General features: G+C 66.6%; 15 protein-coding genes. 13 read left to right on the forward strand and 2 right to left on the reverse strand.

Annotation, left to right across the window (positions count from 1 at the left end):
• Window positions 1-128: 128 nt before the first annotated feature.
• The 13 genes from GGR73_RS18205 (at window position 129) to GGR73_RS18265 (ending at window position 13,890) form a co-directional block, all read left to right on the forward strand.
• Window positions 129-2,012 (forward strand): diffusible signal factor-reguated S8 family serine peptidase, encoded by a 1,884-nt coding sequence (locus GGR73_RS18205; RefSeq protein WP_016901936.1) that lies wholly within the window; start codon window positions 129-131, stop codon window positions 2,010-2,012.
• Window positions 2,013-2,141: 129 nt separating this feature from the next.
• Window positions 2,142-3,869 (forward strand): type II secretion system ATPase GspE, encoded by a 1,728-nt coding sequence (gene gspE, locus GGR73_RS18210; protein ID WP_167709711.1) that lies wholly within the window; start codon window positions 2,142-2,144, stop codon window positions 3,867-3,869.
• A 175-nt stretch (window positions 3,870-4,044) separates the two neighbouring features.
• Entirely contained in the window at window positions 4,045-5,262 is a 1,218-nt protein-coding gene (gene xpsF, locus GGR73_RS18215; RefSeq protein ID WP_047129329.1) for a type II secretion system protein XpsF, read from the forward strand.
• Window positions 5,263-5,385: 123 nt separating this feature from the next.
• The gene (gene gspG, locus GGR73_RS18220) at window positions 5,386-5,817 is read left to right on the forward strand and encodes a type II secretion system major pseudopilin GspG (RefSeq protein WP_024939118.1); all 432 of its coding nucleotides are present in this window, start codon (window positions 5,386-5,388) and stop codon (window positions 5,815-5,817) included.
• A 10-nt stretch (window positions 5,818-5,827) separates the two neighbouring features.
• Complete coding sequence (gene xpsH, locus GGR73_RS18225) at window positions 5,828-6,337, forward strand: type II secretion system protein XpsH (RefSeq protein ID WP_184458204.1); 510 nt, start codon at window positions 5,828-5,830, stop codon at window positions 6,335-6,337.
• A complete protein-coding gene (xpsI, locus tag GGR73_RS18230) occupies window positions 6,334-6,750 on the forward strand; it encodes a type II secretion system protein XpsI (protein ID WP_029218999.1) in 417 nt (138 codons plus the stop codon). The genes xpsH and xpsI overlap by 4 nt, the downstream gene beginning before the upstream one ends.
• Window positions 6,747-7,382, forward strand: a complete 636-nt coding sequence (locus GGR73_RS18235) for a type II secretion system protein J (protein ID WP_016901925.1) — start codon at window positions 6,747-6,749, stop codon at window positions 7,380-7,382. Before xpsI ends, GGR73_RS18235 begins: the two co-directional genes overlap by 4 nt.
• Window positions 7,379-8,230, forward strand: coding sequence for a type II secretion system minor pseudopilin (locus GGR73_RS18240; RefSeq protein ID WP_016901924.1), 852 nt, complete (start codon window positions 7,379-7,381; stop codon window positions 8,228-8,230). The genes GGR73_RS18235 and GGR73_RS18240 overlap by 4 nt, the downstream gene beginning before the upstream one ends.
• Window positions 8,227-9,348, forward strand: a complete 1,122-nt coding sequence (locus tag GGR73_RS18245) for a PilN domain-containing protein (protein ID WP_024939114.1) — start codon at window positions 8,227-8,229, stop codon at window positions 9,346-9,348. Before GGR73_RS18240 ends, GGR73_RS18245 begins: the two co-directional genes overlap by 4 nt.
• Window positions 9,332-9,985, forward strand: a complete 654-nt coding sequence (gspM, locus tag GGR73_RS18250) for a type II secretion system protein GspM (RefSeq protein ID WP_184458206.1) — start codon at window positions 9,332-9,334, stop codon at window positions 9,983-9,985. The genes GGR73_RS18245 and gspM overlap by 17 nt, the downstream gene beginning before the upstream one ends.
• Window positions 9,975-10,766 (forward strand): type II secretion system protein XpsN, encoded by a 792-nt coding sequence (gene xpsN, locus GGR73_RS18255; protein ID WP_184458208.1) that lies wholly within the window; start codon window positions 9,975-9,977, stop codon window positions 10,764-10,766. The genes gspM and xpsN overlap by 11 nt, the downstream gene beginning before the upstream one ends.
• Window positions 10,763-13,054: a type II secretion system secretin GspD gene (gene gspD / locus GGR73_RS18260; RefSeq protein ID WP_184458210.1), complete on the forward strand. Its 2,292-nt coding sequence runs from the start codon at window positions 10,763-10,765 to the stop codon at window positions 13,052-13,054. Before xpsN ends, gspD begins: the two co-directional genes overlap by 4 nt.
• Entirely contained in the window at window positions 13,051-13,890 is an 840-nt protein-coding gene (locus GGR73_RS18265) for a glycosyltransferase family 2 protein (RefSeq protein ID WP_046344326.1), read from the forward strand. Before gspD ends, GGR73_RS18265 begins: the two co-directional genes overlap by 4 nt.
• Window positions 13,891-14,192: 302 nt before the next feature.
• Here the strand turns inward: GGR73_RS18265 and GGR73_RS18270 are convergent, their stop codons facing one another.
• Window positions 14,193-14,921 carry a UTRA domain-containing protein gene (locus GGR73_RS18270; RefSeq protein ID WP_104541638.1) on the reverse strand — a complete coding sequence of 243 codons (729 nt, stop codon included), beginning with the start codon at window positions 14,919-14,921 and terminating at the stop codon, window positions 14,193-14,195.
• A 105-nt stretch (window positions 14,922-15,026) separates the two neighbouring features.
• Entirely contained in the window at window positions 15,027-15,602 is a 576-nt protein-coding gene (pnuC, locus tag GGR73_RS18275; protein ID WP_046344324.1) for a nicotinamide riboside transporter PnuC, read from the reverse strand.
• Window positions 15,603-15,645 lie beyond the last annotated feature (43 nt).

A 15,645-nucleotide genomic window follows, 5' to 3' on the forward strand; every position in this document is an offset into this window, starting at 1 on the left:
AACGGATTCGATGGAGTGATGGCCTTACCAGGAGTGGCTGATCGAACGCAGCGCGCTGCACCGCAGTTGCGCCGCAGTTCGGAAGCCGCTCCCAGCTGATCGACGAAAAACACGAAGAGGACTTCACCGTGATCGACAAGAATTTCCGTCTCTCCCCGCTGACCGGCGCCATCCTGATGATGGCGCTCGGTGCATCGGGCACGCTCGCTGCTGCCCCGAAACTGCTGGTCAAGGAACCGACCCAGGCAGCATCGGCCGGCGCTGCGTTCAGTAGCCGCCTGATCGTGCGCTACAAGGACAACACTGCTGCCGCGACCGATCGCGCCAGTAAGCTGAGCGCGGTGCAGGCTGCGGTCGGCCGTGTCGGTGCGAGCACCGGCGCACGCAGCAGCGCAGCCGCCGCCAAGGCGACGTATGTGCGCAAGCTCGGCATCGGCTCGGACCTGATCAAGCTGTCCAGCACGCTGACCACCGCCCAGGTGGACAAGGTGGTGGTCGAGCTCAAGAACGACCCGTCCGTGGCCGACGTGCAGATCGATCGCATGCTGCGCCCGGTCGACATCAAGAAGAGCGTCGCCGCCACCGACGTGACCCCGCAACTGGTGCCTAACGATCCGCTGTACGCGCAGTACCAGTGGCATCTGAGCAACCCCAACGGCGGCATCAATGCGCCGGCCGCTTGGGATCTGTCGCAGGGCGCGGGCGTGGTGGTGGCAGTGCTGGATACCGGCATCCTGCCGGGCCATCCCGACTTTGCCGGCAACCTGCTGCAGGGTTACGACTTCATCACCGATGCCGAAGTCTCGCGTCGTCCCACCGATGCCCGCGTGCCGGGCGCGCTGGATTACGGCGACTGGGAAGAGGCCGACAACGTCTGCTATGACGGCTCGGTGGCACAGGAAAGCTCCTGGCACGGCACCCACGTATCGGGCACCGTGGCCGAGGCGACAAATAACGGTGTGGGCATGGCTGGCGTGGCGCCGAAGGCGACCATCCTGCCGGTGCGCGTGCTCGGCCGTTGCGGCGGCTACACCTCCGACATCGCCGATGCGATCGTCTGGGCGTCCGGCGGCACGGTCGCTGGCGTGCCGGCCAACACCAACCCGGCCGAGGTGATCAACATGAGCCTGGGTGGCGGCGAGCCCTGCGATTCGGCCACCCAGCTGGCGATCAACGGCGCGGTCGCGCGCGGCACCACCGTGGTGGTGGCGGCCGGCAACAGCGGCGAGGATGCGGCCAACCATTCGCCGGCCAGCTGCAACAACACCATCACCGTGGGTGCCACGCGCATCACCGGCGGCATCACCTACTACTCCAACTACGGCAGCAAGGTCGACCTGTCCGGCCCGGGCGGCGGTGGCAGCGTGGACGGCAATCCGGGCGGTTACATCTGGCAGGCCGGCTACACCGGTGCGACCACGCCGACCTCGGGCACCTATACCTATATGGGCTTGGGTGGCACCTCGATGGCATCGCCGCACGTGGCCGGTGTCGTCGCCCTGGTGCAGAGCGCGGCGATCGGTCTGGGCGATGGCCCGCTGACCCCGGCTGCGGTGGAAGCCCTGCTCAAGCAGACCAGCCGTCGCTTCCCGGTGACCCCGCCGGCCAGCACCCCGATCGGCAGCGGCATCGTCGATGCCAAGGCCGCGCTGGAAGCGGTGTTGGTGGAGCCCTGCGATCCGGCCACCGAGAGCTGCGCGCCGACCGCCATCGCGCTGACCAACAAGGCCCCGCTGACCGGCCTGAGCGGTGCTTACGCCAGTTCCACGCTGTACAGCTTCGAAGCCAAGGCCGGTGCCGTGCTCAGCTTCATGACCTATGGCGGCACCGGCGATGTGTCGGTGTACGTCAGCCATGAAGCCGAGCCCAGCGCCACCAGTTACGACGCCAAGTCGACCCGCCCGGGCAACAGCGAAACCGTGCGTTTCACTGCCCCCAAGGCCGGCACCTACTACATCAAGTTGGTGGGCGCTGCCGACTACGCGAAGCTGACGCTCGTCGCACGACAGTAAGCCGTCTCATAGTGTGACCGATGCCCCCGGCCAATCACCGGGGGCATCGTTTTTCAGGACGATTCAGATGCGTACGGTTGATCGTCGCGGCAAACTGCTACAGTCGGCGCCGGACCAGTGGAGACGAGTGTGAACGCGGTTGCCGTCGATCCAATTGAGCATCGCAGTGCGGAGACACGCATCGTCGAAGCGCTGCTTGAACGCCGTCGTCTGAAAGACACCGATCTGCTGCGCGCGCGCCAGTTGCAGACCGAATCCGGTATGGGCCTGCTGGCCTTGCTGGGCCGTCTGGGCCTGGTGTCCGAACGCGATCATGCGGAGACCTGCGCCGATGTGCTGGGTCTGCCGCTGGTGGATGCACGCCAGCTCGGCGATACCCCACCGGAAATGCTGCCGGACGTGCAGGGGCTGTCGCTACGCTTCCTCAAACAATTTCATCTATGCCCGGTCGGCGAACGCGATGGCCGGCTGGAGTTGTGGATCGCCGATCCCTATGACGATTACGCGATCGACGCAGTGCGGCTTGCGACCGGTTGCCCATTGTTGCTGCAGGTCGGCCTGCGCTCGGAAATCGATGACCTGATCGAGCGCTGGTACGGCCAGGGCCGCAGCGCGATGGGCACCATCGTGGAAACCGCCGATGGCGATGCCAACAGCAGCGACGATATCGAAGCGCTGCGCGACCTGGCGTCCGAAGCGCCGGTGATCCGGCTGGTGAATCTGGTGATCCAGCACGCGGTGGAACTGCGCGCATCGGACATCCATATCGAACCGTTCGAAAGCCGGCTCAAGGTGCGTTACCGCGTGGACGGCGTGCTGGTGGAAGGCGAAAGCCCGCCGGCCAAGCTCACCGCCGCGGTGATCAGCCGCATCAAGATCATGGCCAAGCTCAACATCGCCGAACGCCGGCTGCCGCAGGACGGCCGCATCATGCTGCGCGTGCAGGGCAAGGAGCTGGATCTGCGTGTCAGCACCGTGCCCACCGCGCACGGCGAGAGCGTGGTGATGCGCCTGCTCGATCGCGAAACGGTGGTATTCGACTTCTACAAGCTCGGCTTCACCGAAGAGTTTCTGCCGCAGTTCCGCAAGGTGCTGGAGCAACCGCACGGCATCATGCTGGTGACCGGCCCGACTGGTTCGGGCAAGACCACCACGCTGTACACCGCGTTGAGCCAGCTCAACACCTCGGATGTGAAAATCATCACCGTCGAAGACCCGGTGGAATACCAGATCGAAGGCATCAACCAGATCCAGGCCAAACCGCAGATCGGGCTGGATTTTGCCAACGCGCTGCGCAGCATCGTGCGTCAGGATCCGGACATCATCATGATCGGCGAAATGCGCGATCTGGAAACCGCGCGCATCGCGATCCAGTCTGCGCTCACCGGCCATCTGGTGCTGTCCACGCTGCACACCAACAACGCCGCCGGCGGTATCACCCGTCTGCTCGACATGGGCGTGGAAGACTATCTGCTCACCTCCACCATCAACGGCATCCTGGCACAGCGCCTGGTGCGCAAACTCGACCTGGCCAACGCCGAGCGTTATCTGGCATCGCCGGAAGAAATCGAACGCTTCAATCTGCGCCGGCTGCAACCGGACGGCGAGATCTACCTGTATCGTCCGCGTGCCTCGGCTGCCGCGCCGACCGGTTACCTGGGCCGCACCACCATCGTCGAATTCCTGGTGATGAACGACGAATTGCGGCGCGCGGTGATGCGCCGCGCTGGCATGGGCGAGATCGAACAACTGGCGCGCAAGGCCGGCATGCGCACCATGTACGAGGACGGCCTGTCCAAGGCCTTGCGCGGCGAAACCACCATCGAAGAAGTGCTGCGCGTGACGGAGGATGCGTGAGAGTCAACGGAGCCACAACGAGCATCGGATGCTCAGGATCGGAAGATAAGCAGAGCAGCGTCCTGGCAATGCGTTTTGCACGCGTGCGTGTGCGCCCGGTGGCGCCAACGCGGCGCAGGCTCCTGCTTTTCCCGATTCCCGATTCCCGATTCTCCACTCCCGGCCGTCCAGCCTGATGCCCCTGTACCGCTACAAAGCGCTCGACGCCCATGGCGAAATGCTCGATGGCCAGATGGAAGCGGCCAGCGACGCGGACGTTGCGCTGCGCCTGCAGGAGCAGGGCCACCTGCCGGTGGAAACGCGCCTGGCCACCGGCGAAAACGACTCGCCGTCGCTGCGCATGCTGCTGCGCAAGAAGCCGTTCGACAACGCCGCGCTGGTGCAGTTCACCCAGCAGTTGTCCACGCTGATCGGTGCCGGTCAGCCGCTGGATCGCGCGTTGTCGATCCTGATGGATCTGCCCGAAGACGACAAAAGCCGGCGCGTGATCGGCGATGTGCGCGACACCGTGCGTGGCGGCGCGCCGCTGTCCTCGGCGCTGGAACGCCAGCACGGGCTGTTTTCCAAGCTCTACATCAACATGGTGCGTGCGGGCGAAGCCGGCGGCAGCATGCAGGACACGCTGCAGCGCCTGGCCGATTACCTGGAGCGCAGCCGTGCGCTGCGCGGCAAGGTGATCAACGCATTGATCTATCCGGCGATCCTGCTGGCGGTGGTCGGCTGCGCGCTGCTGTTCCTGCTCGGCTATGTGGTGCCGCAGTTCGCGCAGATGTACGAAAGCCTGGATGTGGCCTTGCCGTGGTTCACCCAGGCGGTGTTGAGCGTGGGCCTGCTGGTGCGCGACTGGTGGGTGGTGCTGATCGTGGTGCCGGGCGTGCTGGGGCTGTGGCTGGATCGCAAGCGCCGCAATGCCGCGTTCCGTGCCGCGCTGGATGAGTGGTTGCTGCGGCAGAAAGTGGTCGGCAGCCTGATCGCGCGCCTGGAAACCGCACGGCTGACGCGCACGCTGGGCACCTTGCTGCGCAACGGCGTGCCGCTGCTGGCGGCAATCGGCATTGCGCGCAACGTGATGTCCAATCTGGCGCTGGTCGAGGATGTCGACGCCGCGGCCGACGACGTCAAGAACGGCCATGGCCTGGCGATGTCGCTGGCACGCGGCAAGCGCTTCCCGCGGCTGGCCCTGCAGATGATCCAGGTCGGCGAAGAATCGGGCGCCCTGGACACGATGCTGCTCAAGACCGCCGACACCTTCGAGCTGGAAACCGCGCAAGCCATCGACCGCGCGCTGGCCGCGCTGGTGCCGTTGATCACGCTGGTGCTGGCCTCGGTAGTGGGGCTTGTCATCATTTCGGTGCTGGTGCCGCTGTATGACCTGACCAATGCCATCGGATAACGTGGCGGCGGATTCACAACAACTTTCCGGTGACCGCGCGACACCCATGCGGGAACCATTGCAATGCCCGCCGTGTCATCTTCTGGCGGCAGCATCTTTCATCGACGTGCAAGGAAATCGTTCATGATCAAGCGCTCCATCACCCGTAGTCCGTCGCGTGCAGGCCAGGCCGGCATGAGCCTGCTGGAAATCATCATCGTCATCGTCCTGATCGGCGCGGTGCTGACCCTGGTCGGCAGCCGTGTGCTCGGTGGTGCCGATCGCGGCAAGGCCAACCTGGCCAAGTCGCAGATCCAGACCCTGGCCGGCAAGATCGAGAATTTCCAGCTCGACACCGGCAAGTTGCCGAGCAAGCTCGACGACCTGGTGACCCAGCCCGGTGGCAGCAGCGGCTGGCTGGGCCCGTACGCCAAGCCGGCCGAACTCAACGACCCGTGGGGCCACACCATCGAATACCGCGCGCCCGGCGATGGCCAGCCGTTCGATCTGATCAGCCTGGGCAAGGACGGCCGCCCCGGTGGCAGCAGTTACGACGCGGACATCAAGTACCAATAAGCCGTTTGCCATGCGCGTTGCGTGTCAGCCGTTGCGTCATCCGCGTGGAGTGGTCGGCCCTGGTCGTCCCCGCACGCGTGGCAGTTCGTTGCTGGAGATGTTGCTGGTCATCGCCCTGATCGCGATGGCCGGCGTATTGGCTGCCGCTGCGCTCAATGGCGGAATCGACGGCATGCGCCTGCGCACCGCCGGCAAGGCGATCGCCTCGCAGCTGCGCTACACGCGCACCCAGGCGATTGCCACCGGCACGCCGCAGCGGTTTCTGATCGATCCGCAGCAGCGCCGCTGGGAAGCCCCCGGCGGCCATCACGGCGATCTGCCGTCGTCGCTGGAGGTGCGCTTCACCGGCGCGCGGCAGGTGCAGTCGCGGCAGGATCAGGGCGCCATCCAGTTCTTCCCCGATGGCGCCTCCACCGGCGGGCGCATTGATCTGCGCGTCAAGGACGCGACCTGGCGCGTGGACGTGGGCTGGATCACCGGCGAAGTGCGTTCCGGGCAGTTGCGGACGCCTGCGCCATGAAGCGCCAGCGCGGTTACACGCTGATCGAGGTGATCGTCGCCTTTGCGTTGCTGGCGTTGGCGTTGAGCCTGTTGCTGGGATCGCTATCTGGTGCCGCACGTCAGGTGCGCGCGGCCGACGAGAGCACGCGCGCCACCCTGCATGCGCAATCGTTGCTGGCAGCGCAGGGCATGGACAAACCGCTGGTGCCCGAGCAGCAGCAAGGCACCTTCGAAGACGGGCATTTCCGTTGGTCGATGGATGTGCGCCCGTACGACGAGCCGCGACGCAATCCGCAGGCGCCGGTCTCCCCCGGCGCGCACACGCTGCTGCAGCTGACCCTGGTGGTGCGCTGGGGCGAGCAGCCCAACCAGGTCCTGCAGTGGCGCACCTTGCGGCTGGTGGCTGCGGCGCAGCCGGGCAGCGCGCCATGAGTCGCTCGCGCAGTGCCGGCTTCACCTTGATCGAAGTATTGCTGGCGACCATGTTGCTGGTCGGCGGGCTGGCATTGGCGTTTGCCACCTTGCGCTCGGCCAGCGCGGTCAGCCAGCGCGGCGAGGCGATCGCCCAGCGCAGCGAACGCGTGCGTGCGGTGGAAGAATTCCTGCGCCGGCGGCTGGCGGCGGCACTGCCGATCGCGATGGGCATCGACCCGCAGAGTCAGCAGCCGATGCTGTTCATCGGCGAGCCGCAGCGTCTGCGTTTTGCCGCCGATGTGCCGGATTACCTGGGCCGCGGCGGGCCGTACCTGCACGATCTGTCGGTGGCCGGCGATGGCGAGCAGCGCACGCTGCGGATCGCGCTGACCATGTTGCAATCGGGCAAGTCGATCGAAGAGGGCACCACGCTGCCGCCGGAAACACTCGCCGAAGACGTGCAGCAGGTGAGCTTTCGGTATCGCGGGATGGATCCGCAGAGCGGCCGCCTGAGCGCATGGTTGCCGCAGTGGGAATGGCACGACCGTCTGCCATTGCTGGTGCGCATCGAGATCCGTAGCGGCGGTGCCGCCTGGCCGCCGCTGGTGGTGGCCTTGCCGCAATCCAGCAACCCGGGAGCGGGGCAATGAGCGCAATGCGCGGTGCCGCGCTGGTGTTGGTGTTGTGGCTGATTGCGCTGCTCACCGCGATGATCGGCGCATTCGCGCTGACCGCGCGGGTGGAAGCGCTGCAGGGCAGCATGCTGCGCAATGGCGCGCAGGCGCAGGAATACGCGCGCTCCGGGCTGGAATACGCACTTTCCCGCCTGCAGAGCACCGACACCCAGGCGCGCTGGCTCGCAGACGGCCGGCGCTATCGTTGGCAGATGGACGATGCCACGGTGGAGATCCGCATTACCGACGAAAGCGGCAAGGTGGACTTGAACATGGCCGAGCCCGCGCTGCTGGCCGGCCTGGTACGCGCGGTCGGTGGCGAACAGGGCCGCGATACGCGCATTGCCGGCGCGATCGTCGACTGGCGCGATGGCGATTCGCTCAGCCAGCCCGGCGGCGGCGCGGAAGATCGCGATTATGCCGATGCCGGATTGCCGTACGGCGCAAAGGATGGCCCGTTCGAAACGCTGGGCGAGTTGCGCCTGGTGCTGGGAATGGATGGCGAGCTGTATCGCAAGCTATTGCCCAACCTCACCCTGTACAGCGGACGCTCGCGCCCCGAAGCGCGCTTTGCGCCGGGCCCGGTGCTGACCGCGATGGGCCTGGATGCGCGGCAACTGCTGGCCCAGCGTGACGCGCCGCCGGGTTTGCCGGGCAGCGAGGCGACGGTCGGTGGGTCGGACACTTATAGTATCGAGAGCCGGGCGCGACTGAGTCAGGGACGCGAGGCTGTGTTGCGGGCGGTGGTCTCCACCAGTGCGTCCGCATTACCTGGGTCGGCATATACCGTGTTGCGTTGGGAAGAGGGAGCAGCAGTGCAATGACCGCATGGCGGGACACCTTGGGTCGTATCGGCGTACGCGCCATGCCGGGAGCCGGAGGCTTCTGGCGTTGGTGGCAACAATCGCTGCTGGCCTGGCTGCCGCAGCGCTGGCAATGGCAGTTGGGCCTGTCGCCGTCGCGGCTGTTGTTGCAGCCCGATGGGCAGGCGTTGCAGTTGCTGCGTCAGCGCGATCACAGCAGCGAGACCATCGCCAGCCTGCCGTGGCCGGTGCAGCCGCAGGAAGTGCATGCCTTGTTGCCGACCGCGCTGGAAGGCCTGCCGCGGCATTGGCTGCTGCCGGCCGCGCATGCCTTGCGTCGTCCGTTGCGCCTGCCTGCTGCGGCAGCGGCGCGCCTGCAGGATGTGGCGCGCTTCGAGATCGATCGGCAAACCCCGTTCACTGCCGACCAGGTGTACTTCGATGCGCGCGTGCTGGACGTGCGCGAAGACGGCCAGCTCGATGCCGAACTGGTGGTGGTGCCGCGGCGCATGATCGATGGCCCGGACGGCGTGCCCGACGCATGGGCCAGCGCCCTGTCCGGCATCGATGTCGCCAATGCACAGGGCCTGCCATTGGGCGTGAACCTGCTGCCGCCGGCACGGCGGCTGCGGCGCAGCGACCCAATGCAGCGCTGGAATCTGTTGCTGGCCGCCGCCGCACTGGTGCTGCTGGCCGTGGCCGGCTGGCTGCTGCTGGACAACCGCCGCCAGGCCGCCGACGACTTGCGTGCCAAGGTGCAGGCCAACGCCGCGCGTGCGCGCCAGGTCGCCGCCGAACGCCAGCAATTGCTGGATCTGGTCGAAGGGGCCAACTTCTTTCAGCAGCAACGCGCCACCCGCCCCACCTCGGTGGAAATCTGGGACGAGCTGAGCCGGCGTCTGCCGGGCGGCACCTATCTGGAAAAATTCTCGGTCGAAGGCGGGCAATTGCAGTTGATCGGCTTGAGCAACGAAGCCTCCTCGCTGGTGCGGCGCCTGGAAGGCTCGCCACTGTGGCGCACGCCCTCGCTGACCGGCGTACTGCAGAGCGATGCCGGTCGCAACGTCGACCGCTTCACCATCACCGCCGAACTGGCCGGCCCCGATGCCAAGGAGGCGGCCGATGCCACGCAGCGTTAAGCGCGATCGCTGGATCGCTTTGGGCCTGCTGTTGCTGGTGATCGGCGTGGCCTATCTGGTGCTGGTGCACCCCTGGTTCACCCAGCCGATGATCGCCGTGCAGGACGACCTGCAAGCGCTGCGCGAGCGCGAGCTGCGCGTGCGCGTGCAACTGCAGCAGGCGCCGGAAATCAGCAAACGGCTACGCCAGGCGCGCCAGACCCTGGAAAGCCGCCCGGGCTTCCTGCCGGAAACCTCGGCCGAACTGGCATCGGCCGGCCTGGTGCAGCGGCTGGAACGCGCCGTGGTGGAAGCCAGCCCCGGCAACCGTAGCTGCGCGATCAGCAACCGCTCGCCGCTGCAGCCGGAAAGCAAGGACCGCTTCACCCGCGTCGCGGTGCAGGTGCGCCTGCGCTGCGGCACCCCGGAGCTGGCCTCGGTGCTGTACAGCCTGGAAAACGGCGCCCCGCGCCTGTTCGTGGACAACCTCAACGTGTCGGCGCAGCGCTACCAACTCTCGCCCAACGAAAGCGGCAACGGCCTGGACATCGCCTTCGAACTGGCCGGCTACCTGCGCCCCGGCGCCAGTGCCGCGCCGTTGAACACCGACGCCGCCCCCGCCGCCCCCGACGCCGCGGAGGCCAGCAATGCGCCTTGACATGATCGGCCTGCGCACCTGGCTGCTGGCCACCGTGGTCGGCTGGGCGCTGCTGGTGTGCGTGCTGTCCGTGGCCGGGCTGGGCAAGCGCGTGGAGCTGCTGCCGGACGACCCGGCCCTGGTGCAGCGCCTGCCCACCCTGCCGGCACCGGCACCCGAACGGCTGGGCGCGTTCGAAAAATATTCGGAGATCGCCGCGCATCCGGCCTTCGCCGAAGACCGCCTGCCGCATCCGTTCTTCCTGTCCGGCAACGACGGCAGCAGCGCCGCCTCGACGGTGCGCCTGACCGGCGTGCTGCTGACGGACAACTTCAAGATGGCCACGCTGACGCTGGACCCACAGGATTCGGTGCGGGTGCAGCTGGGCGGCGAAGCGGTCAAGGGCTGGCGCCTGCTCGCCCTGCAGCCGCGCAGCGCAACCATCGAAGGCCCCGGCGGCACCCAGACACTGGAGCTGCACGTGTTCAACGGCCTGGGCGGGCAACCGCCCACCGCCAATGCGGGCGCGCGTGGCGCTGCCGGCGCCGTCCCGCCATTACCGTCGCCCGATGCCGCCGCGGTCGCACCGACGCAGCCGCCGCAGACCCAGCCCGCCACGCCGCCACAGCAGCCCGGTGGGCAGACACCGCCGACGGTGCCGCCGCAGCGCAGCGATGGCGCCCAGGAAGCCCCACGCCCCTCCGATGATCAGATGCGCGCCATCCGCGAACGTATCGAAGCCCGACGCCGCCAGCTGCAACAGCAGCGCCAGAGCGGCTCTACCCCCGGTCAGACCCAATGAGTGAACGCATGACGCAGCGCCTGTTTCCCGTGTCCCTGCTGATCGGCCTGCTGGCCGGTTGCGCCACCACTCCGCCGCCGGACGTGCGCCGCGACGCGCGCCTGGACCCGCAAGTCGGCGCCGCCGGCGCCACCCAGACCGGTGCCGAGCAACGCGCCGAGGGCAATGCCAGCGCCAAGCCCACCCCGGTGATCCGGCGTGGCAGCGGCACCATGATCAACCAGAGCGCGGCGAGCGCGCCGGCACCGACGCTGGGCATGGCCAGCAGCGGCAGCGCCACCTTCAACTTCGAAGGCGAGTCGGTGCAGGCGGTGGTCAAGGCGATCCTGGGCGACATGCTCGGGCAGAACTACGTCATCGCCCCCGGCGTGCAGGGCACCGTGACCCTGGCCACGCCCAATCCGGTCTCGCCGGCGCAGGCCTTGAACCTGCTGGAAATGGTGCTGGGCTGGAACAACGCACGCATGGTGTTCAGCGGCGGCCGCTACAACATCGTGCCGGCCGACCAGGCGCTGGCCGGCACCGTCGCGCCCAGCACAGCATCGCCGTCGGCCGCGCGCGGTTTCGAAGTGCGCGTGGTGCCGTTGAAGTTCATCTCCGCCAGCGAAATGAAGAAGGTGCTCGAGCCCTATGCGCGCCCGAACGCCATCGTCGGCACCGATCCCTCGCGCAACGTGATCACCCTGGGCGGCACCCGCGCCGAGCTGGAAAACTACCTGCGCACCGTGCAGATCTTCGACGTGGACTGGCTGTCGGGCATGTCGGTGGGTGTGTTCCCGATCCAGTCCGGCAAGGCCGAAAAGGTCTCGGCCGATCTGGAGAAGGTGTTCGGCGAACAGAGTAAGACGCCCAGTGCCGGCATGTTCCGCTTCATGCCGCTGGAAAACGCCAACGCGGTGCTGGTGATCACCCCGCAGCCGCGCTACCTGGACCAGATCCAGCAGTGGCTGGACCGCATCGACAGTGCCGGTGGCGGCGTGCGGCTGTTCTCGTACGAGTTGAAGTACATCAAGGCCAAGGACTTGGCCGACCGCCTGTCGGAAGTGTTCGGTGGGCGCGGCAACAACAGCGACTCCAACGCATCGCTGGCCCCGGGCTCGGAAACCAGCGTGCTCGGCGGCGCCCTGGGTAACCGCGACAGCAGCATGGGAGGCAGCTCGGGCACCACCGGCGGCAGCATCGGCGAAAACAGCGATGGCAGCTCCTCCGGCAGCAGCTTCGGCGGCAGCAGCGGCAGTGGAAGCAGCAGCGGTGGACTGGGCAACGGCAGCCTGCAACTGTCGCCGCGCAGCAACGGCAATGGCGCGGTGACGCTGGAAGTGGAAGGCGACAAGGTCGGCGTGTCGGCGGTGGCCGAAACCAACACCTTGCTGGTGCGCTCCACGCCGCAGTCGTGGAATTCGATCCGCGACGTCATCGAAAAGCTCGATGTGATGCCGATGCAGGTGCATATCGAAGCGCAGGTGGCCGAGGTGAATTTGACCGGTGACCTCAGCTACGGCGTCAATTGGTATTTCGAGAATGCGGTGAATGCGGCGACAGCGACTGGAGGCGCAGGTCTGCCACCGGCAGTAGGCCGTAACATCTGGGGTGACATAGCAGGGACGGTTACCAACAATGGTCTTGGCTGGACATTTCTTGGAAAGAATGCCGCTGCGGTCATCAGTGCGCTTGATCGTGTCACCAACGTGCGCCTGCTACAGACGCCGTCGGTTTTCGTCCGCAACAATGCCGAAGCCACGCTCAACGTCGGCTCCCGTATCCCCATCAATTCCACATCGATCAACACCGGGCTGGGCAGCGATAGCAGCTTCTCTTCGGTGCAATACATCGATACCGGTGTGATCCTGAAGGTGCGTCCGCGTGTCACCAAGGACGGTATGGTGTTCCTGGACATCGTGCAGGAAATTAGCACTCCCGGCTCGCGTCCGGCAGCGTGTACCGCTGCCACCACTACGACCGTCAATAGCGCAGCCTGCAATGTCGACATAAATACGCGTCGAGTCAAAACGGAAGCTGCAGTGCAAAGTGGCGACACCATGATGCTTGCCGGTTTGATTGATGACAGCACGACCGACACAAGCGACGGCGTGCCGTTCCTGAGCAGACTTCCGGTCGTCGGTGGGTTGTTCGGGAGCAAGGGCAAAAACAACACTCGCCGCGAAGTCATCGTGCTGATCACTCCGTCGATCGTGCGCAACCCGCAGGAAGCGCGCAATCTCACCGACGAATACGGCCAGAAGTTCAAAGCCATGGAGCCGCTGAAACCCAGCCAGAAGCCGCAATGAGTGCGGCATTGCCCGTCGTGCTGGTGCCGGTCGGCACCGACGACGAGGCCCTGGATGCCTGTCTGGGCGCAATGGATGCCGCCACGCCCGCCGGCACGCGGGTGTGGTTGGCCGACGACGCGCAGGCCGGCCCGCGCGGCCGCGCGGTGATCGCGCACTGGTTGGCGCGCACGCGGCTGCAGGCGCATCACACCCGTCGTCAGCGCATGCTCGGCGAGGTGGCCCATCTGGACGAAATGCTCAGCGGCTGCGGCGATGCCGATGTGGTGGTGCTGGGTGTGGATGCCTGCCCGCTGCCGGGGTGGTTGAATCAGCTCGACGCCTGCTTTGCGCGTGATGCGGCGATCGCCACCGCCACCCCGTGGAGCAATGTGGGCGAAGCCTGCAGCTGGCCACGCCTGGGCGAACTCAATCCGATGCCTGCCGCGCCGGAGCGGCTCGCCGCTGCGTGCGCGGCGATGCCGCCATTGCATCCGGAACTGCCGTCGGCAATCGGCCACGCGGTGCTGCTGCGCGGCAGCGCGCGGCGCAAGGCCGGCGGCCTGGACGCCAGCAGCTATGGCTCCTGGTATGCGGCACTGGTGGACCTGAGCCTGCGCATGGCTGGCCTGGGATGGCGCAACGTGCTGTGCGACACCGCCTTCGTCGCCTCGCCGCACGAAGGCCGCCCTGCCGATGGCGACATGGATGCACTGGCCACACGCTGGCCGGCCTGGCACGCACGCCTGGCCAACTTCCTGATGCACGACCCGCTACGTGCGCAACGCGATCAACTCGCGCAACTGCTCGCCGACCTGCCGCCACCTGACCCACAGCGCAGGCTGTTCGACGCATAGTGGTATCGCGGCCGAGCCTGCCCGCTGCGTTGGGCGGGAGCGGCGATGGAATGACCAAGAGCCACTGACGCGAACAACAATGCAGTTGTTAGGCGGGCACAGATGCTGCGGCCTGCATCATCTTTTTGAGCATGTACCCATAGCCACCTCAGTCGGTTCTGCGACATGTGGTCAACCGCAGAGAGCATCGCAACGATGCACTACAGATGCAACGAAGAAAGCAGCGCGTGATGCTCACCATCGATTCCCGATTCCCGATTCCCGATTCCCGATTCCCGATTCCCGATTCCCGATTCCCGGCGCTAAAGCGCCGACCGCATCGGTGCCTCGGTCCGCACCACCACATCCAGTGCATCGTGACGCCAGGATTCGATATCCAGTTCCACCGCGCGGCCGTCTTCGGCGAAGCTGATCCGCTGCAGCCGGAAGCACGGTGTGCCGGTGGTGGACTGCAGCAACAGGGCTTGCGCGGCGTCCAGCCCGGCCGGATGCATCGACAATTGCGCGCGGCTCAGGAACAGCCCGAGTTTCTGGTTGAACACGCTCGATAGCGAGCCGGCCAGGTCGTGCTCCAGCAGGCCCGGCGCCCAGGCGGCCAGCACCACGTTGGTTTCCAGCAGCACCGCGCGGCGGTCGATCCAGCGCCGGCGTTGCAGCACGAAGACTTCGTCGTACGGCGTCTCCAGCCGTAGCGCGGCCGCGTAGACAGCCCCCGCTGCCTGCCGGGTGGCACTCAATAGCTCGGTGCGCGGTTTGCGCCCTTGCGCCGCCACGTACTGCATGAAACCGGCGATGCTGGTGGGGTCGTAGCGCACGCGCGGTGCGCTGACGAACCAGCCCCGCCGGTTCTCGCGGTAGATGCGGCCCTGCGCTTCCAGTTGCTGCAAGGCCTCACGCAAGGTGATGCGGGTGCAACCGAAGCGTTCGGCAAGCTCGCGCTCCACCGGCAGGCGCTGATCCGGGCCCCATTCGCCCGCGGCGATCTGCGCGGAGACGATTTCGGTGATGGCGTGTTGGCGCGACGCGCTCATGCGGCGACCTGCCGATGGTGGCTGCGGCGCAGATGCAAGGCAGGCGGATAAGAGAGGTGCATGCAGCGATGGTAAAGAAGAACGCGCCCGCAAACTGCAGGTGGCTCAGGCAAGGCCTGCCGGGTTCTGCTGCTGTTGGGTTTTCCAGCTGCGCCATCCATACATGGCCAGCAGCACGAAGCCTGCATACAGCAGTGCGGTGGGGTACAGCCCCTTGCTGACGAACACGCCCACGTAGACGCAATCGAGCACGACCCACAGTATCCAGTTGGCGATGCGCTTGCGTGCGGCCCAGACGCTGGCGACCAGGCTGAAGCTGGCCAGCGCCGCGTCCAGCCAAGGCAGTGCGGCATCGGTGCGGTGATGCATGTAGGCACCGAGCGCGGCGGCGAACACGGCACCGATGCACAGCGAGATCCACAGCTCCGCCTGCGGCATCGGCAACGGGCGAATGCGTGTCTGTGCCGCCATCCCGCGCTGCCATTGCCACCAGCCGTACAGCTGGGTCAGCACGTAGACGCCTTGCAGCAGCATGTCCGAGTACAGCTTCCACTCATAGAACAGCCAGGCATACAGCACCACCGCCACGATGCCGACCGGCCAGCACCAGCGAATGCGCCGCGCGGTCAGCCAGACGCCCAGCAGGTTGATCACGACGGCGGCAGATTCGAGCAATGACATGGAAGGTCTGGGAAGGATGTCTGATGAACGATGGATCGGTGGC

It is taken from the genome of Xanthomonas sp. F14 (assembly GCF_014199865.1).

What these genes read in the sequence shown, in the direction of transcription:
- xpsF (WP_047129329.1), top strand. Translation starts at nt 4,045, where the DNA reads ATGCCCCTGTACCGCTACAAAGCGCTCGACGCCCATGGCGAAATGCTC.
- gspG (WP_024939118.1), top strand. Translation starts at nt 5,386, where the DNA reads ATGATCAAGCGCTCCATCACCCGTAGTCCGTCGCGTGCAGGCCAGGCC.
- xpsH (WP_184458204.1), top strand. Translation starts at nt 5,828, where the DNA reads ATGCGCGTTGCGTGTCAGCCGTTGCGTCATCCGCGTGGAGTGGTCGGC.
- xpsI (WP_029218999.1), top strand. Translation starts at nt 6,334, where the DNA reads ATGAAGCGCCAGCGCGGTTACACGCTGATCGAGGTGATCGTCGCCTTT.
- GGR73_RS18235 (WP_016901925.1), top strand. Translation starts at nt 6,747, where the DNA reads ATGAGTCGCTCGCGCAGTGCCGGCTTCACCTTGATCGAAGTATTGCTG.
- GGR73_RS18240 (WP_016901924.1), top strand. Translation starts at nt 7,379, where the DNA reads ATGAGCGCAATGCGCGGTGCCGCGCTGGTGTTGGTGTTGTGGCTGATT.
- GGR73_RS18245 (WP_024939114.1), top strand. Translation starts at nt 8,227, where the DNA reads ATGACCGCATGGCGGGACACCTTGGGTCGTATCGGCGTACGCGCCATG.
- gspM (WP_184458206.1), top strand. Translation starts at nt 9,332, where the DNA reads ATGCCACGCAGCGTTAAGCGCGATCGCTGGATCGCTTTGGGCCTGCTG.
- xpsN (WP_184458208.1), top strand. Translation starts at nt 9,975, where the DNA reads ATGCGCCTTGACATGATCGGCCTGCGCACCTGGCTGCTGGCCACCGTG.
- gspD (WP_184458210.1), top strand. Translation starts at nt 10,763, where the DNA reads ATGAGTGAACGCATGACGCAGCGCCTGTTTCCCGTGTCCCTGCTGATC.
- GGR73_RS18265 (WP_046344326.1), top strand. Translation starts at nt 13,051, where the DNA reads ATGAGTGCGGCATTGCCCGTCGTGCTGGTGCCGGTCGGCACCGACGAC.
- GGR73_RS18270 (WP_104541638.1), bottom strand. Translation starts at nt 14,921, where the DNA reads ATGAGCGCGTCGCGCCAACACGCCATCACCGAAATCGTCTCCGCGCAG.
- pnuC (WP_046344324.1), bottom strand. Translation starts at nt 15,602, where the DNA reads ATGTCATTGCTCGAATCTGCCGCCGTCGTGATCAACCTGCTGGGCGTC.